Source organism: Bradyrhizobium sp. P5_C12 (assembly GCF_054049735.1).
The window spans coordinates 88,372-102,543 of record NZ_JBFULU010000027.1; the positions used below are offsets into that span (position 1 = coordinate 88,372).

The following is a 14,172-nucleotide window of genomic DNA, read 5'->3' on the forward strand; positions in this document are numbered from 1 at the left end:
TAAGGTCGGGACCGCCTGGATTTCAACGCGGAGCCTGTCATGCGCATCGCAGCCTTGCTCGTCGGTCTCAGTGTCGCCTTCAGCCCCATGTCGGCACGGGCCGACGATGTCGCGGCGGCGCAAGGCGTCATTCGTGCCCAGGAGCAGGCCTTCATCCGCGACGATTCGGCCGCCGCCTATTCCTACGCCGCGCCRACGATCAGGGAGATCTTCCCTGCGCCCGACATCTTCATGTCCATGGTGCAGAACGGCTACGCGCCGGTCTACCGGCACAAGAGCTTCGAGTTCGGCGACAGCAAGAGCGAAGGCAATTGGATCGCCCAGCGCGTCCACATCGTCGATGCCAATGGCGAGGCCTGGGAGGCGCTCTACACGCTCGAGCAGCAGAGCGACGGCAGCTACAAGATCACCGGCTGCTCGCTGTTGAAGGCGGGACAGGGGGTCTAGGTGGCGAAGCGCGGGACTGTCTTGACAGCATTCATCCGCGAACGGATCAGCAGCAATACGACGATAGCGATATTGAGCGCGTTCCACGCCACGCCGTTGGTGAATGCCGCGGCATAGGAGCCGGTGGCATCGAAGATGACGCCCGACACCCAGCCGCCAAAGGACATGCCGAACACGGAGGCGAAGATCACGATGCCGACGCGCGTTGCCGCTTGGCTCGCCGGCATCGCCTCGCGCACGATGATGGCGTAGCTCGGCACGATGCCGCCCTGGAACAGCCCGAACATCGCGGAGATCAGATAGAGCGAGGCGAGGCTGTCGAAGAACAGGTAGAACGCCAGTGCAAAGCCCTGCGCCAGCGAGCCGACCAGCAGCGTAGGGATGCCGCCGATCTTGTCGGCCAGATAGCCCGAACCGATGCGGCTGACGATGCCGCACGCCATCATCAGGGACAGCATCTCGGCGCCTCGCGCCACGCCATAGCCGAGATCGCCGCAATAGGCGACGATATGCACCTGCGGCATCGCCATCGCCACACAGCAGGCAATAGAGGCGATCGAGAGCAGTACCGTCAGCGTGTTGGTCGAGAGCTTGAGATCGACCCGGGGTGGCGCCGCGTTGGCGTGATTGCGGACCTTGTCGTTACCCATCTGCGCGCGCAGGACCAGCACCAGAATCGTCATGAGACCGACGCAGACGAGGCCGATGCCGATATGGGTGTAGCGCCAGCCGATGGTCTGCATGCCAAAACTCACCAGCGGCGGCCACATCGTGCCGGCGACGTAATTGCCGCTGGCGACGATGGTCACGGCAAGCCCGCGATAGCGCTCGAACCAGTGCGAGGCCTCCGCCATCAGCGGCGCAAAGGTCGCCGAGGTGCCGAGCCCGATCAGGAAATAGGCCGCAATGAACTGCCAAAGCTCAGTCGACAGCCCCGCCAGCACATTGGCGACACCGATAAAGCCGATGCTGATGGCCATCGCCGGCACGATGCCGAACCGGTCGGTGATCTTGCCGGCGATCACACCGCCAAGCCCGAAGCCGAACATCATCAGCGTGAAGGCCAGCGATACCGCGCCCCGCGTGGCGGCGAATTCGGCCTGAACCGCGGGAATCATGACCACGATCGCCCACATGCCGACGCCCCCGATCGAGCCGATCAGAAGCGCAATCACGAGCCGTACCCAAGCCTGACGGGAATCAGGGCTGGACGAGTCTGGTCTTTGTTCTGGATGATTTGATTCTGGATGATTTGGTGCGTGCACGGCCGGACCATGTTCGCTGATCGCCGCACGGTCAAGCATCGTGCCGCGATATTGGGCATGCGCGGTGCGCTGCGGTAAGAAAAGCTTGGCGGATGGGCGGTTTGCCATTAGTTTGCAATCTGCGTGTGCAACATTGCCGCGCGAACAGCATGTCGAGGCTACGTTGTTGCAATTGACGCGATCGATGCGGATCAGGGTGGGGCGGCTCATTGCCCTCGCCTATCTGTTCTGCGTCCTCGCGCCGGCTGCAGCCCTGGCCTGGGGCAGCGGTCCAGCGCCGTGCCTTGACGACGACGCGCTGCTCGCCGACCTCGTGCCGGCGCATCACCAGATGGCGGCGAGCCATATGCATGGCGATTCGTCGCATGACCACGCCGGCACGCACCCGCACCACCAGACCGCTGCGCAGGACGCACCCGCCCAGCATCATCATGACGGCAAGGGCAAGCCGGGCCCGTGCTGCGCGATGATGTGCGCGGTCGCGCTCCCTGCCGATCTGCCAAGCGTCGCCAAGCCGCTCCAGCCCATCTCCGCCTGCGCGCCCGAGATCGTGGCCAGCCTGCACAGCGAGGCGCCGCCCCTGCTCTACCGCCCCCCCATCGCCTGAGCTGATTCGACGATTTGAGGCCGCGCGCGTCTGCGCGCGTGCGCCTTTGGTCATCCGACAGATCAGGGATACATCATGCTTACGCTTCTCGGGGCGAGATCCGCCGCCGCATCTGCGGTGCGTGGACGACACTTTCGATTCAATTGGCCGCTGCTGGCCGCACTGGCGCTGTCCGGCTGCATGCCGGCAACCGCGCCGCAGGCCGGCGCCGATCCCGCCGATCCGGCAGCCAGAGTCGCACCCGTCGGCTATCGCTCGGTAATCGCGCCCTACACGAGCCTGCGGCCTGCAACGCCGGCACCATGGCGCGAGCGCAACGACACCGTGGCGCCGCAGCCCAAGCAAGACCGGTAGGAGCGCGCCATGGCACACCATCTCGCGCGAAGCCTGCTGCTCGTGGCTGCGCTCAACCTCTCCGGCTGCGCCGCTTTCTCGCCCGACAGCGGCATGACCGCGGTCTCGGACGTGACGCGCCAGGCCATCAACAAGGACGTCGCCTTTGTCCGGTCGGCCGAGGGTGCAGGGGCGGTCGACGGAGCCGTCCGCCGGCTGCTGTCGCGCACGCTGAACGCGGAGGCAGCCGTGCAGATCGCGCTGCTCGGCAACAAGGGACTTCAGGCGGCCTATAACGAGCTGGCGCTGGCCGAGACTGATCTCGTCGAACAAAGTCTGCCGCCCAATCCGGTCTTCTCGGTCTCGCGCATCAGCGGCAATGGCGCGAGCGAGATCGAACGCCAGGTGGTCGGCGACATCCTGGCGCTGGCCACCTTGCCGTTCCGCTCCGACATCGCGCGCGACCGTTTCCGGCAGGCGCAATTGCGGGCGGCGCTGGCGACATTGCGGCTCGCCGCCGACGTGCGCCGCGCCTATGTCCGCTGCGTCGCCGCCAACGAGATGGTGGTGCTGCTGACGGACGCGAAGTCGACGGCGGAATCGACGGCGCAGCTTGCGGTCAAGCTCGGCGAAACCGGCTCGATCAACAAGCTCGACCAGGCCCGCGAGCAGGTATTTTACGCGGAAACCACCGCCGATCTCGCCACCGCGCGGCAGACCGCGACGAGTGCGCGGGAAAAACTCGCGCGCCTGATGGGGCTGTGGGACGACGGTCTCGACTTCCGTCTGCCCAACCAGCTCCCGCCATTGCCGCGCCGGCCGCTGGCGCTGCCTTCGATCGAAGCCGACGCCATCGGCCACCGCATCGATTTGCAGATCGCGCGGCTCGAGCTGACGGCACTGGCCAAATCGCTCAACCTGACCGAGGCGACGCGCTTCGTGACGCTGCTCGATCTCGCCGGCATCTCCCGCCGCACCCAGGATCCGGAAGGCCCGCCGTTCCGCGAACGCGGTTTTGACGTGCAGTTCCAGATTCCGATCTTCGATGGCGGCGAGGTTCGCGTCCGGCAGGCGGCGGAGACCTACCAGCTTGCCTTCAATCGCCTGACGGAGCGCGCCGTCAACGTGCGCTCCGAAGCGCGCGATGCTTACCGCAGCTACCGATCGACCTACGACATCGCCAGCCACTACCAGCGCGAAATCCTGCCGCTGCGCAAGATCATCACCGAGGAGATGCAGCTCCGCTTCTCCAGCATGCAGGTCGACATTTTTGCGCTGCTGACCGAAGCGCGCCAACGCCTGGCGTCGCTACGGGGCGCGATCGACGCGAAGCAAAACTTCTTCCTCACGCAATCCGAGTTGCAGACCGTCGTCAATGGCGGCGGCTCGCCCACGGGCGGCGACAATACGACCACCATCGCCGCGGCAGCCCCTGCCGACGGCGGCCACTGACATGGAGGCCAACATGTTTTCCCGCCGAGGATTTCTGGGCACCGCCGCGCTCGTGAGCGCAAGTGCCATTCAAGGCCGCGTCCAGGCCGCGAGCATTCCGGAAGCCGCGCACATGGACAAGGCGACGATGCAGCCGCCGTTGCACCCGAGCAGCGGGCCGGACTATCGCCCCGTCGTCACGCTCAATGGCTGGACCCTGCCGTTCCGCATGAACGGCGACTGGAAGGAATTCCATCTCGTCGCCGAGCCGGTGGTGCGCGAGTTCGCCGAAGGCATGAAGGTGAATCTGTGGGGCTATAACGGCCAGTCGCCGGGCCCGACCATCGAGGCGGTCGAGGGCGACAAGGTCCGCATCTTCGTCACCAACAAGCTACCCGAATACACCACCGTGCACTGGCACGGCATGATCATTCCGAGCGGCATGGACGGCGTCGGCGGACTCAATCAGCCGCACATCGAGCCGGGCAAGACCTTCGTCTACGAGTTCGAGATGAAGAAGAGCGGGACCTTCATGTACCACCCGCATTCCGACGAGATGGTGCAGATGGCGATGGGCATGATGGGCATGGTCGTCGTGCATCCGCGCGACGCGAATTTCCGTCCCGTCGACCGCGACTTCGTCTTCGTGATGAGCACCTATCGCGTCGATCCCGGCACCTATCTGCCGCAGGTCAACGAGATGACCGACTTCAACATGTGGACCTGGAATTCGCGGGTGTTTCCCGGCATCGATCCCTTGCCGGTGCGGCTCGGCGACAAGGTGCGCGTGCGCATCGGCAATCTCAGCATGACCAACCATCCGATCCATCTGCACGGCCACAGCTTTGCGGTGACCTGCACCGACGGCGGCTGGATTCCCGAGAGCGCGCAATATCCGGAGACGACGACCGACGTGCCGGTCGGCGCTGTGCGCGTGTTCGACGTCGTCGCCGACAATCCCGGCGACTGGGCGTTCCACTGCCACAAGTCCCATCACACCATGAACGCGATGGGCCACGACATGCGCAACCTGATCGGCGTGTCGCGCAAGGATCTCGCGAAGGCCGTCGGCAAGCTTGCTCCCGATTCCATGGCGATGGGATCGACCGGCATGGCGATGGGCAACATGGAGATGCCCGCGCCCGACAACACGCTGCCGATGATGACCGGCACCGGCCAGTTCGGACCGATCGAGATGGGCGGCATGTTCACGGTGATGAAGATCCGCGAGGGGATGGCGCGTGACGATTATCGCGATCCCGGGCCGTACCAGTTCCCGCAAGGCACCGTCGCCTACGAGGTCGCCTCACCGGCGGCGGAGCCGGCGCGGCAGCCGGCGATGCAGAAGATGAAGATGTGAGCATTTCGATGAACCACCAACTGGAGACTACAATGAAGAAGACTGTCAAATTCGTCCTCGCGCTGGCCGTGCTCTCGATCGCGCCCGCCCTCGCGCACGAAAATCACGGCCACGAATCCTTCTCGGCCGGCGAGCCCGGCGATCCCAGGAAGCCGGCCCGCACCATCGAGATCGCGATGAGCGAGATGTCCTATGAGCCGTCCAGCATCACCGTCAAACGCGGCGAGCAGGTCCGCTTCGTGCTGCGCAATGTCGGCAAGGAGGACCACGAATTCCTGCTCGCCACCACGAAGGAGAATCTCGCGCATGCCGAGGTGATGAAGAAGCACCCGCACATGGAGCACGACGACCCGAACGGGGTCCGGCTCGCCCCGAGCAAGACGGCCGAGATCCTCTGGAAGTTCACGAAGGCCGGCACGTTCGAATTTTCCTGCCTGATCCCGGACCATCGCGACTACGGCATGGTCGGCCGCGTCACGGTGAAGTGAAGCAATGGAGAGAGCCATGAAATCGATCACCCGCATCGCCGCCGCGCTCGCGCTGACGCTCGGCCTGATCTTCGGTGCCGCCGCGGCGCAGGGCGCCTCGATCAGCGGCGAGGTCAAGAAGATCGACGAGAGCGCCGGCAAGATCACGCTCAAGCACGGGCCGGCCAAGAGCCTCGGCATGGATGAACCCATGACCATGGTCTACCGCGTCAAGGATCCCGCTTTGCTCAAACAGGTGAAGGTCGGCGACAAGGTCACCTTCGAAGCCGAAGAGGCGGCTTCGGGCTACACGGTGACGAAGATGGAGAAGGCGAAGTAGGGGCGCTTTGCCACCTACCCCGTCATTCCGGGATGGTCGGCAGGACCAAACCCGGAATCTCGAGATTCCGGGTTCGGTGCTTCGCACCGCCCCGGAATGACGACCCGGGAGGGCCGAAACACCCCGGTCTGACCTCCCGCCGCACCCTCCGTTAACCCTTTGCTAACCATACACCCGGCAAGAATTGCCGGGTGAAGTCGAGTGTCGTCAGCCGCGTAGAACGGGAGGTCCCCCGTGGACGCCAGTGCGGTGCCTCACTTTCGGAACGGCGGCCCCTCGGCCGCCGCGCAGACATTTGGGGCGCGCGGCCGGCAGTCGCGCGGGGAGGCAGCTACCATGGTCGACGTCACCGCGGGACAGGGCGTAGGCGGCACAAATGCCGGCTTCCCCACCCTCACCGAGATCGGCAACATCCTCAGGCGCGGCGACATCGCGCTGGCGCTCGGCGTCCTCACCATCCTGGTGGTGCTGATCCTGCCGCTGCCCGCGATCGTGCTGGACCTGTTCCTGGCGATCTCGATCACGCTCTCGATCCTGATCCTGATGACGTCGTTGTTCATCCAGGCGCCGCTGGAATTCTCGGCCTTCCCGACCATCCTGCTGATCTCGACCATGCTGCGCCTGTCGCTCAACATGGCCTCGACCCGCCTGATCCTGTCGCACGGGCACGAGGGCACGGATGCCGCCGGTCACGTCATCGAGGCCTTCGGCAGCTTCGTGATGGGCGGCAATTTCGTCATCGGCATCATCGTCTTCGCCATCCTGATCATCGTCAACTTCGTGGTCATCACCAAGGGTTCGGGCCGCATCGCCGAAGTCGCCGCGCGTTTCCACCTCGATGCCATGCCCGGCAAGCAGATGGCGATCGACGCCGATCTCTCCGCCGGCCTGATCGACGAGAAGGTCGCCAAGGAACGGCGCAAGGAGCTGGAGGACGAGAGCGGCTTCTTCGGCGCCATGGACGGTGCCTCCAAGTTCGTCCGCGGCGACGCCATCGCCGGCCTCCTGATCGTCTTCATCAACGTCGTGGGCGGCATGATCATCGGCGTCGCACAGCAGGGCCTGTCCTTTGCCGATGCCGGTCGCAGCTACACGCTGCTGACCGTCGGTGACGGCCTCGTCACCCAGGTACCGGCGCTGATCGTCTCGACCGCGGCCGGCCTGCTCGTCTCCAAGGCGGGCGTTTCGGGTGCGGCCGACAAGGCGCTGATGAAGCAGTTCTCCGGCTATCCGCAGGCGCTGGCGATGTCCTCAGCGGTCATGCTGGTGCTGGCGGCGCTGCCGGGCATTCCGACCCTCCCCTTCCTCGCGCTCGGCGCCGGCGCCGGCGCGCTGGCCTGGTCGGCGCGCAACCGCAACCGTGCGACCGCCAAGGCCGACGAAGTCGCCAAGGCCGCGCCCGCACCGGGAACGCCCGGCGCGGCGGGAGCCGCCGCATCCGAGGAGCCGATCTCGGCGGCGCTCAAGATCGACGACCTCAAGATCGAGCTCGGCTACGCGCTGCTGCCGCTCGTCAACGGCCCCGACGGCACCGACCGCCTCACCGAGCAGATCAAGGCGCTGCGCCGCTCGCTGGCGATCGAGATGGGCTTTGTGATGCCGTCGGTGCGCATCCTCGACAACGTCCAGCTCGAGGCCAACACCTACATCATCAAGATCAAGGAGGTCGACGCCGGCACCGGCAAGATCTGGCCAAACCAGTTCATGGTCATGGACCCCGGCGGCAGCCAAGTGCAGGTGCCCGGCATCCACACCACCGAGCCGACCTTCGGCCTGCCCGCGACCTGGGTTGACGCCAGCCTCAAGGAGGAGGCCTCGCTCAAGGGCTACACCGTCGTCGACGCCGCGACCGTGCTCTCCACCCACCTCACCGAGCTGCTCAAGGCCAACATGTCGGACCTGTTGTCCTATGGTGAAGTGCAGAAGCTGCTCAAGGAGCTGCCGAAGGAGCAGGGCGAGCTGGTCAAGGACATCGTGCCGGCGCAGGTCACCGTCTCCGGCATCCAGCGCGTGCTGCAGCATTTGCTCGCCGAACGCATCTCGATCCGCGACCTCTCGACCATTCTCGAAGGCATCGCGGATTCGCTGGCCTTCTCGCGCAATCCCGCGACGATGGTCGAGCACGTCCGGGCCCGGCTGGCGCGGCAGATCTGCGCGCAAAACACCTCGTACAACGGCTATCTGCCGCTGATCGCGCTGTCGGCGCGGTGGGAGCAGGCCTTTGCCGAATCCATCGTCGGCCAGGGCGAGGAGCGCAGCCTCGCCATGCAGCCCTCGAAACTGTCGGAGTTCATGACCGCGGTGCGCGAGGCGTTCGAGCGCGCCGCCCGCGAAGGCGAGGCGCCGGTGCTGGTCACGTCTGCGGCAATTCGTCCGTTCGTGCGCTCGCTGGTCGAGCGGTTCCGCGCCCAGACCACGGTGCTGTCGCAGGCTGAAATCCACCCTAGAGCGAGGTTGAAAACGGTCGGAAGCGTCTGATTTGCCTTAAGAAGCCGTGTGTTTTTCGGCCACAGGCAAATGGTTTTTGAGTTCCTGGCGCCTTGTCGACCAAATCCGGATGAGGCGCCTTACAAGCACATTACATCTTTGAAATAATTATAAAATCACACGATCAAGGGTCGCTTTTGATCGCGACTCTTCACGTCCTTTCACGCTCTTGTGATCGCCCCTTGGGAACRAATCCCCCCAATACTAGGTTGTTGGGCACCGGAAGCATGAACCTGCCTGAACAGGGCGGCGACTACTTCGGGTAGATGGCGGCAGGAGCCTTCCATGAACCACTCGATTTACAGCGCGGATCGCTCGACCCACCTGAAGATTGTGGTCGTTGCGCTCGTGGCCGGGATCGCGGTGGCGGGCTTCGGAATCAGCGCGCGCTCGGGTTCGGATGAAGGCTTGACCCAGACCGCACGCGTCATCAAAGCCGGCAAGCCGGTCGCTATCACCAGCTCGAACGCGTCCCTCGTTCGCTAAGGAGATCTGACGAGTTTTTTGAATTCACGCGGCTCTTTACCAGCCCCCCAAAGTCGCCACGTGGATATGTAGACGACCCCAACCCCAAGTCGACTACAGAAAGCGCCCGCCCCCCACGGGCGCTTTCTCATGTCTGGGGTTGGGTAGATGGTGGGACCGCATTCTCGGTGTCGTCCTGGCGAAAGCCAGGACCCATACCGCGAGGTCTCTCGAGAGGGCGAGGTTGCAATTCTGCACAACGAGTCTTCGCCAAACTACTTCCAGGGGTAATGGGTCCTGGCTTTCGCCAGGACGACGGCAGGGCATTCACCGCGCCCCATAGGTCGGCGGCGGCGCCTGCACCGTCGGCGCGGCCGCGGCGAACAACTCGGCCTTGCTGCCGGTCAGCGGCGGATAGATCCGCTTGCGGTTGATGGTCTGCTTGGTCGCCTTCGCGGCTGCCCCAGTGGTCCGCACCTCCCGATCCCATCCTTCCGTGTAGAGCGCGCCCCAATCGCCGAGATCGAGCACGGTCACATACCAGTCGATCCGCAGCGGCAGCATCGGCAGGCCGGCGAGATCGGCCACCACATTGTGGCCGGCGAAGCGGCCCATCGGGCGGGCGAACTGGCACGACATCACGGTGGGATGCAGTCCGTCGACCACGCTGGACGCAACGTCGCCGGCCGCGAACACGCCGGGCAGATCCGCAACACGCATGAACGGATCGACCAGCAGGCGCCCGAAGCGATCGCGCTCGCCCGGAAAACTCGCCGCGAGCGGGCTCGCGCGCATGCCGGCGCACCAGATCACTGTCTGCGTGTGGATGAACTCGCCCGAACTCAGGCGAATGCCGGCAGCCTCGACCGACACCACGCGGACGCCGAGCCGCGTCTCGACGTCGAGCGAGGACAGCGCCGTCTCGATCACCGGGCGCGCGTGCGCGCCGATGGTCGCGCCGACCGCGGGATTGGGATCGACCAGGATGATGCGGCGGCTGCCGGTGATGCCCGCACGCGCCAGCCTGTCGGGCATCTCGGCCGCGACCTCGATGCCGGTAAAGCCGGCGCCGACCACCACGACCGTCGAACGTCCGGGCGACGGCGCGCTGCGTCCGAGCGAGGCGAGATGGTCCTCAAGGCGGAGCGCCGCGACATAGGTGTCGACATCGAAGGCATGGTCGGCGAGGCCCGGAATGGCGGGACGCATCACCTCGCTGCCGAGCGCAAGCACGAGCCGGTCATAAGCCATCATCTCGTCGCCGGCACTCGTGACCAGCGATATTTCGCGCCGGACCGGATCGATCGCCTCGACCTCACCGAGGCCATGGCTCACTCCGATCGGATCGAGCAATTGCGGAAGCGGAAGCGCGACCTCGCCGAGATCGACCTCGTAATTGCGCACGCGGATGTTGTGATAGGGATTGCGGTCGACGAGGTGAATGTCGATGTCACCGGCTGCGCCGATCTCGTCGCGCTTGCGCGCGGCGCCGATGGCCGCCCACAGGCCTGCAAATCCGGCGCCGAGCACGACGATACGCGCCATGTCCGTTGACTGCGTTGTCTCGAGGGATCGATAAGCGATCGAGCTGTCTGCCCGCGGACAGGTATAGCTCATTTGGCCGGACGGACCAACTGCGGCAGCACCGATCGCAAGACGAAATCGCGAGCGGCTCAGGCCTCGCGCTGCTCCGACGGCGTCGCGCCAAAGCGCTTGCGGAAGGCGCGGTTGAAATAGGACAGGTCGGAGAAGCCCGACGAATGCGCGATGTCGCTGATCTTGCGCGCCCTGGCGCGGGGATCGCCAAGCAGCTTCCGCGCCAGCAGCAACCGCTGCTCCAGCACGAATTCGGTGAAGGTCGTGCCGGCCTGCTCGAACAGGCGCTGCGCCTGGCGCGGGCTCAGGCCGGAACGCGTGGCAACTTCGGACAGGCAGAGATCGTTGCGGCCGAGCGCGGCCATCACGTCGGCGCGCATGAGATCGAGACGCGCTGCCGCATGTCCGCGCCCGCGCGCCAGGCTTGCATGCTCGGCATCGGTGCCGAGCAGGAGGCCGACGAGATCGACCATGTGCTGCGCGGTCAGGCGCTGACCGACAGCGTCGAGATGTGGCGCGTGATTGGCGGCGAGCGCGTGATAGCGAAAAATGGTCTCGGCCACCGCACCGTCGGAGAGAACCTGCGCCAGCTTGTCCTCAGCGCGCGGATTGATGTCGAGCAGCGCGCGGCGCGGCATGCGGATGGTGGTGAAGCGATCCGCGTCGGTGTGTCCGACGGTGCCGGTGATGCTCATGTCGACGAGCACCATCTGCGCGGGTGCGAGCTCGACGGTATGGCCGTTCTGTCCGACGCGGACAATGCCCGCATGTGCAGCGAGCAGGACGAGATCGTCGCTGCCATCGGCAAGGTGGCTCTGCGTGCGCGAATATTGCGCGGAAGCGCCTTCGGGAATGGCGAGCGCGATATTGTCGACCACGCTGATCTGGAGCCGGCAGTCGATGCTGTCGCCATGGCTCGGCCCGATATCGAGGCCGCAGGAACCGAAGGCCCTGTCGCGCCAATGTTCGAAAGCCGGACCATGCGGCAGCCCCGCATATTGGTGAATGAAGATGCCCGGCGTCTTCGCTGCATCCATCTGACTTCTCGCCCCTCTCCGGCACCATGATCGGCGGTGTCGATTGCAAATTCCGGGCATTTGACGCCGCGAATTGCGGAGAGGTTCAAATCGGGGGCAGATTTGGCGAGACTTGTCGGGATGCGACGGCGGACTGGACCGTGGCGACAGGAGTGTGCGCCCTTGTAGCCCGGATGGAGCGAAGCGCAATCCGGGGTTCTCACCAAGTGGCACGAAGGTCCCGGATTGCGCTGCGCTCCATCCGGGCTACGACGCAGCCTACTTCTTCGGCGGCGCCTGCGGCTGCGACGGCGGCACGGTCTCGATCAGCTTGCCGGAAAACACCGGTGCCGAGGTCGGCTGGCCGCTCGGCGAACCGCCGGCCTGCTCGACGGTGACGGCGTAGGTCGCGCCGTTGACGACGTCGGCATCGTAGGCGCCGAGCACCGGACGCGCGGTGAAATCGCCGGCGCCGATCACGCCGAGCGAGCGCGGACGCGGCAGCTTGTCGGAGATCAGCCAGAGCTCGAAACTCTTGCCGGGCTCCGGCGTCGCGCCGACCTTGCGCACCGTGAAATTCCGCGTGGCACCGTCGATGGTGAGGATGAAGGCGGGGCCGCCGCCCTGCCCCTGCAACAGCGCGACATATTGCGCGGAGGCAGCAAGCGGCGTGGACGGAGCCTTCACCTCGACCGTCTGGATCCGCGGTGCCGGTCGCAGCGCACCCGGAAGCGCATCGGGCTGCAGGATCTGAAGCGACAGCGTCACCAGCAGCGCGGCCGCAAGCGCGCCGACGGCAGATGCGATCGAGCGCCAGCGCTTCACGCGGCCCTCGAGCCGGATCACATTGGTGTTGTCCACGACCGGCGCCGGCGGCGCGCGCGCGACGTCCGGATCGGGCGCATGGACCTGCGGCATGAAGATCGGCACGACGTCCGGAATGGCATCCGGTTCGGGCCGCTGCGGCTCCGCCGGCGACACCGCTTCCGATGAAGCGTCCTGCGAGGGGACCTCCGGCGAGGATGCTTCCGTGACAGGCGGAGGTAGCGGCGGCGAGGCTTCGGACAGCGCGGGCGGCTCCTGCGCGAAGGCCGTCCGCGCGAGCTCGGACCTGATGTTCTCCCACACGATCGGCCGCGGCTCGACCGAGCCCACCATCTGGTTGAGGACGCCGAGCCGGAATGCCCAGGCCTGCACGATGGCGGCGAACTCCTTGTCCACCGCCATCATGGTCTCGACCTGCGCGCGCTCACCGGCATCGAGTGTGCCGAGCGCATATTCCGCGGCGAGCGCGATATGGTCCTCCGTGTAGGCCATCAATTGCAGTCCAAAACCACCTTCATAGTCCGAGGCACTCCCGGATATCCAACATGCTGCGCCGAAGCCACGTCTTCACCGTATTGACGGGCGCGGCGAATTTCTCGGCCAGCTGGTCGCGGCTCCAGCCGTTGTAATAGGCGAGAAGCACGAGCCTCTGACGGTCCGGCTCGAGCCGGCCGATGCATTCCAGGAGCCGCTTCAACTCCTCGGACATTTCCCGGCGCGCCAGCGGATCGGGACTGTCGGCGGCGACTTCCATCGCCTGGGGCTCTTCCTCGATGGAGACTTCCGTCTTCTTGCGCACGATGTCGATGGCGCGGTTGCGCGCGATGGATGCCATCCACGTGATCGGAGATGACAGCGCCGGATTGAACTGGCCGGCGCTGTTCCAGATCTTGACATAGGTCTCCTGAATGACCTCCTCCGCGAGATCCTGTCGGCGCAAGATACGGAGCACGACGCCATAGAGTTTCGCGCGCGTGGCGATGTAAAGCCGCTCGAAGGCGGCCTGATCGCCCCTCGCCACCGCCTCGATCAGCCCGACCAGCTCTGCTGGCGTCAGCATTCAGCCCCCCAACGCGCGGCCCCGTCGCATCCGGCGCGGACCCTGGCACTCCGCTACCATAGCGCGTGGCAAAGCCCGCCTCCAAGGGGCGGGGCGCCACGCTGTGGACAGCAAAGACGAAAACCCGGACCTTGCGGGTCCGGGTTCGCAAATTCTCGGCGGTTTGGCCGTGGCTGCCTTAGGCGATGGCACCCATGCGGGCACGCATCAGGCCGATGCTGTCGAGATCGGCCTGCTCGCGGGCGCTTTCCTCGGCGCGTTCACGGGCCTGGTCGCGCTCGTCCAGGAGCTCGACCTTCTTGAGCTCCTCGAAGGCTTCGCCGAGCGCAGCCTTGGCTTCCTCGAGCTGGCCCTTCAGTTCGTCGGCCGAGCGGGTCAGGTTCTCGCGGCGCTGGATGGCGGCCTTGGCGTAGGTCGGATAGGCAAAATGCGAGGGATCGTTGATCCCGGCGCGGTCCTGCTCGGTCTGGATC

15 protein-coding genes are annotated in these 14,172 nt (G+C 65.6%); 9 read left to right on the forward strand and 6 right to left on the reverse strand.

All coding sequences use genetic code 11. The features are described from left to right. Positions 1–39: 39 nt before the first annotated feature. Positions 40–447, forward strand: a complete 408-nt coding sequence (locus tag ACXJMY_RS23375) for a DUF4864 domain-containing protein (RefSeq protein WP_456621703.1) — start codon at positions 40–42, stop codon at positions 445–447. On the opposite strand, the gene ACXJMY_RS23380 is transcribed toward ACXJMY_RS23375, so the two are convergent. Beyond that, positions 444–1,751 carry an MFS transporter gene (locus tag ACXJMY_RS23380; protein ID WP_456621704.1) on the reverse strand — a complete coding sequence of 436 codons (1,308 nt, stop codon included), beginning with the start codon at positions 1,749–1,751 and terminating at the stop codon, positions 444–446. The two genes, ACXJMY_RS23375 and ACXJMY_RS23380, sit on opposite strands and share 4 nt — an antisense overlap. A 145-nt stretch (positions 1,752–1,896) precedes the next feature. Here ACXJMY_RS23380 and ACXJMY_RS23385 point away from each other — a divergent pair, with 145 nt between their 5' ends. The 8 genes from ACXJMY_RS23385 to ACXJMY_RS23420 all read left to right on the forward strand — a co-directional run bounded on the left by ACXJMY_RS23385 (position 1,897) and on the right by ACXJMY_RS23420 (position 9,223). After that, a complete protein-coding gene (locus tag ACXJMY_RS23385; RefSeq protein WP_456621705.1) occupies positions 1,897–2,319 on the forward strand; it encodes a hypothetical protein in 423 nt (140 codons plus the stop codon). A gap of 75 nt (positions 2,320–2,394) precedes the next feature. Continuing rightward, positions 2,395–2,673 (forward strand): hypothetical protein, encoded by a 279-nt coding sequence (locus ACXJMY_RS23390; protein ID WP_456621706.1) that lies wholly within the window; start codon positions 2,395–2,397, stop codon positions 2,671–2,673. Positions 2,674–2,682: 9 nt separating this feature from the next. Continuing rightward, positions 2,683–4,104, forward strand: coding sequence for a TolC family protein (locus ACXJMY_RS23395; protein ID WP_456621707.1), 1,422 nt, complete (start codon positions 2,683–2,685; stop codon positions 4,102–4,104). 13 nt (positions 4,105–4,117) lie between these two features. Beyond that, entirely contained in the window at positions 4,118–5,443 is a 1,326-nt protein-coding gene (locus tag ACXJMY_RS23400; protein WP_456621708.1) for a copper oxidase, read from the forward strand. Positions 5,444–5,475: 32 nt separating this feature from the next. Beyond that, complete coding sequence (locus ACXJMY_RS23405) at positions 5,476–5,931, forward strand: cupredoxin domain-containing protein (RefSeq protein WP_456621709.1); 456 nt, start codon at positions 5,476–5,478, stop codon at positions 5,929–5,931. A 16-nt stretch (positions 5,932–5,947) separates the two neighbouring features. Beyond that, positions 5,948–6,250: a copper-binding protein gene (locus tag ACXJMY_RS23410; protein ID WP_456621710.1), complete on the forward strand. Its 303-nt coding sequence runs from the start codon at positions 5,948–5,950 to the stop codon at positions 6,248–6,250. Positions 6,251–6,586: 336 nt separating this feature from the next. Further along, on the forward strand, positions 6,587–8,728 hold the full coding sequence (flhA, locus tag ACXJMY_RS23415; RefSeq protein WP_456621711.1) for a flagellar biosynthesis protein FlhA: 2,142 nt from the start codon (positions 6,587–6,589) through the stop codon (positions 8,726–8,728). A 294-nt stretch (positions 8,729–9,022) separates the two neighbouring features. Continuing rightward, the gene (locus ACXJMY_RS23420; protein ID WP_456621712.1) at positions 9,023–9,223 is read left to right on the forward strand and encodes a hypothetical protein; all 201 of its coding nucleotides are present in this window, start codon (positions 9,023–9,025) and stop codon (positions 9,221–9,223) included. Between the two features lie 306 nt (positions 9,224–9,529). Here ACXJMY_RS23420 and ACXJMY_RS23425 read toward each other — a convergent pair whose 3' ends face one another. The 5 genes from ACXJMY_RS23425 to fliJ all read right to left on the reverse strand — a co-directional run. Further along, positions 9,530–10,747, reverse strand: a complete 1,218-nt coding sequence (locus ACXJMY_RS23425) for an NAD(P)/FAD-dependent oxidoreductase (protein ID WP_456621713.1) — start codon at positions 10,745–10,747, stop codon at positions 9,530–9,532. A 128-nt stretch (positions 10,748–10,875) separates the two neighbouring features. Next, the gene (locus ACXJMY_RS23430; RefSeq protein ID WP_456621714.1) at positions 10,876–11,835 is read right to left on the reverse strand and encodes an AraC family transcriptional regulator; all 960 of its coding nucleotides are present in this window, start codon (positions 11,833–11,835) and stop codon (positions 10,876–10,878) included. Positions 11,836–12,093: 258 nt separating this feature from the next. Next, positions 12,094–13,131 carry an anti-sigma factor domain-containing protein gene (locus ACXJMY_RS23435; RefSeq protein ID WP_456621715.1) on the reverse strand — a complete coding sequence of 346 codons (1,038 nt, stop codon included), beginning with the start codon at positions 13,129–13,131 and terminating at the stop codon, positions 12,094–12,096. 22 nt (positions 13,132–13,153) lie between these two features. Continuing rightward, positions 13,154–13,699, reverse strand: coding sequence for a sigma-70 family RNA polymerase sigma factor (locus ACXJMY_RS23440; RefSeq protein WP_456621716.1), 546 nt, complete (start codon positions 13,697–13,699; stop codon positions 13,154–13,156). 178 nt (positions 13,700–13,877) lie between these two features. Next, a partial coding sequence (fliJ, locus tag ACXJMY_RS23445) for a flagellar export protein FliJ (protein ID WP_456621717.1) occupies positions 13,878–14,172 on the reverse strand: 295 nt, incomplete at its 5' end.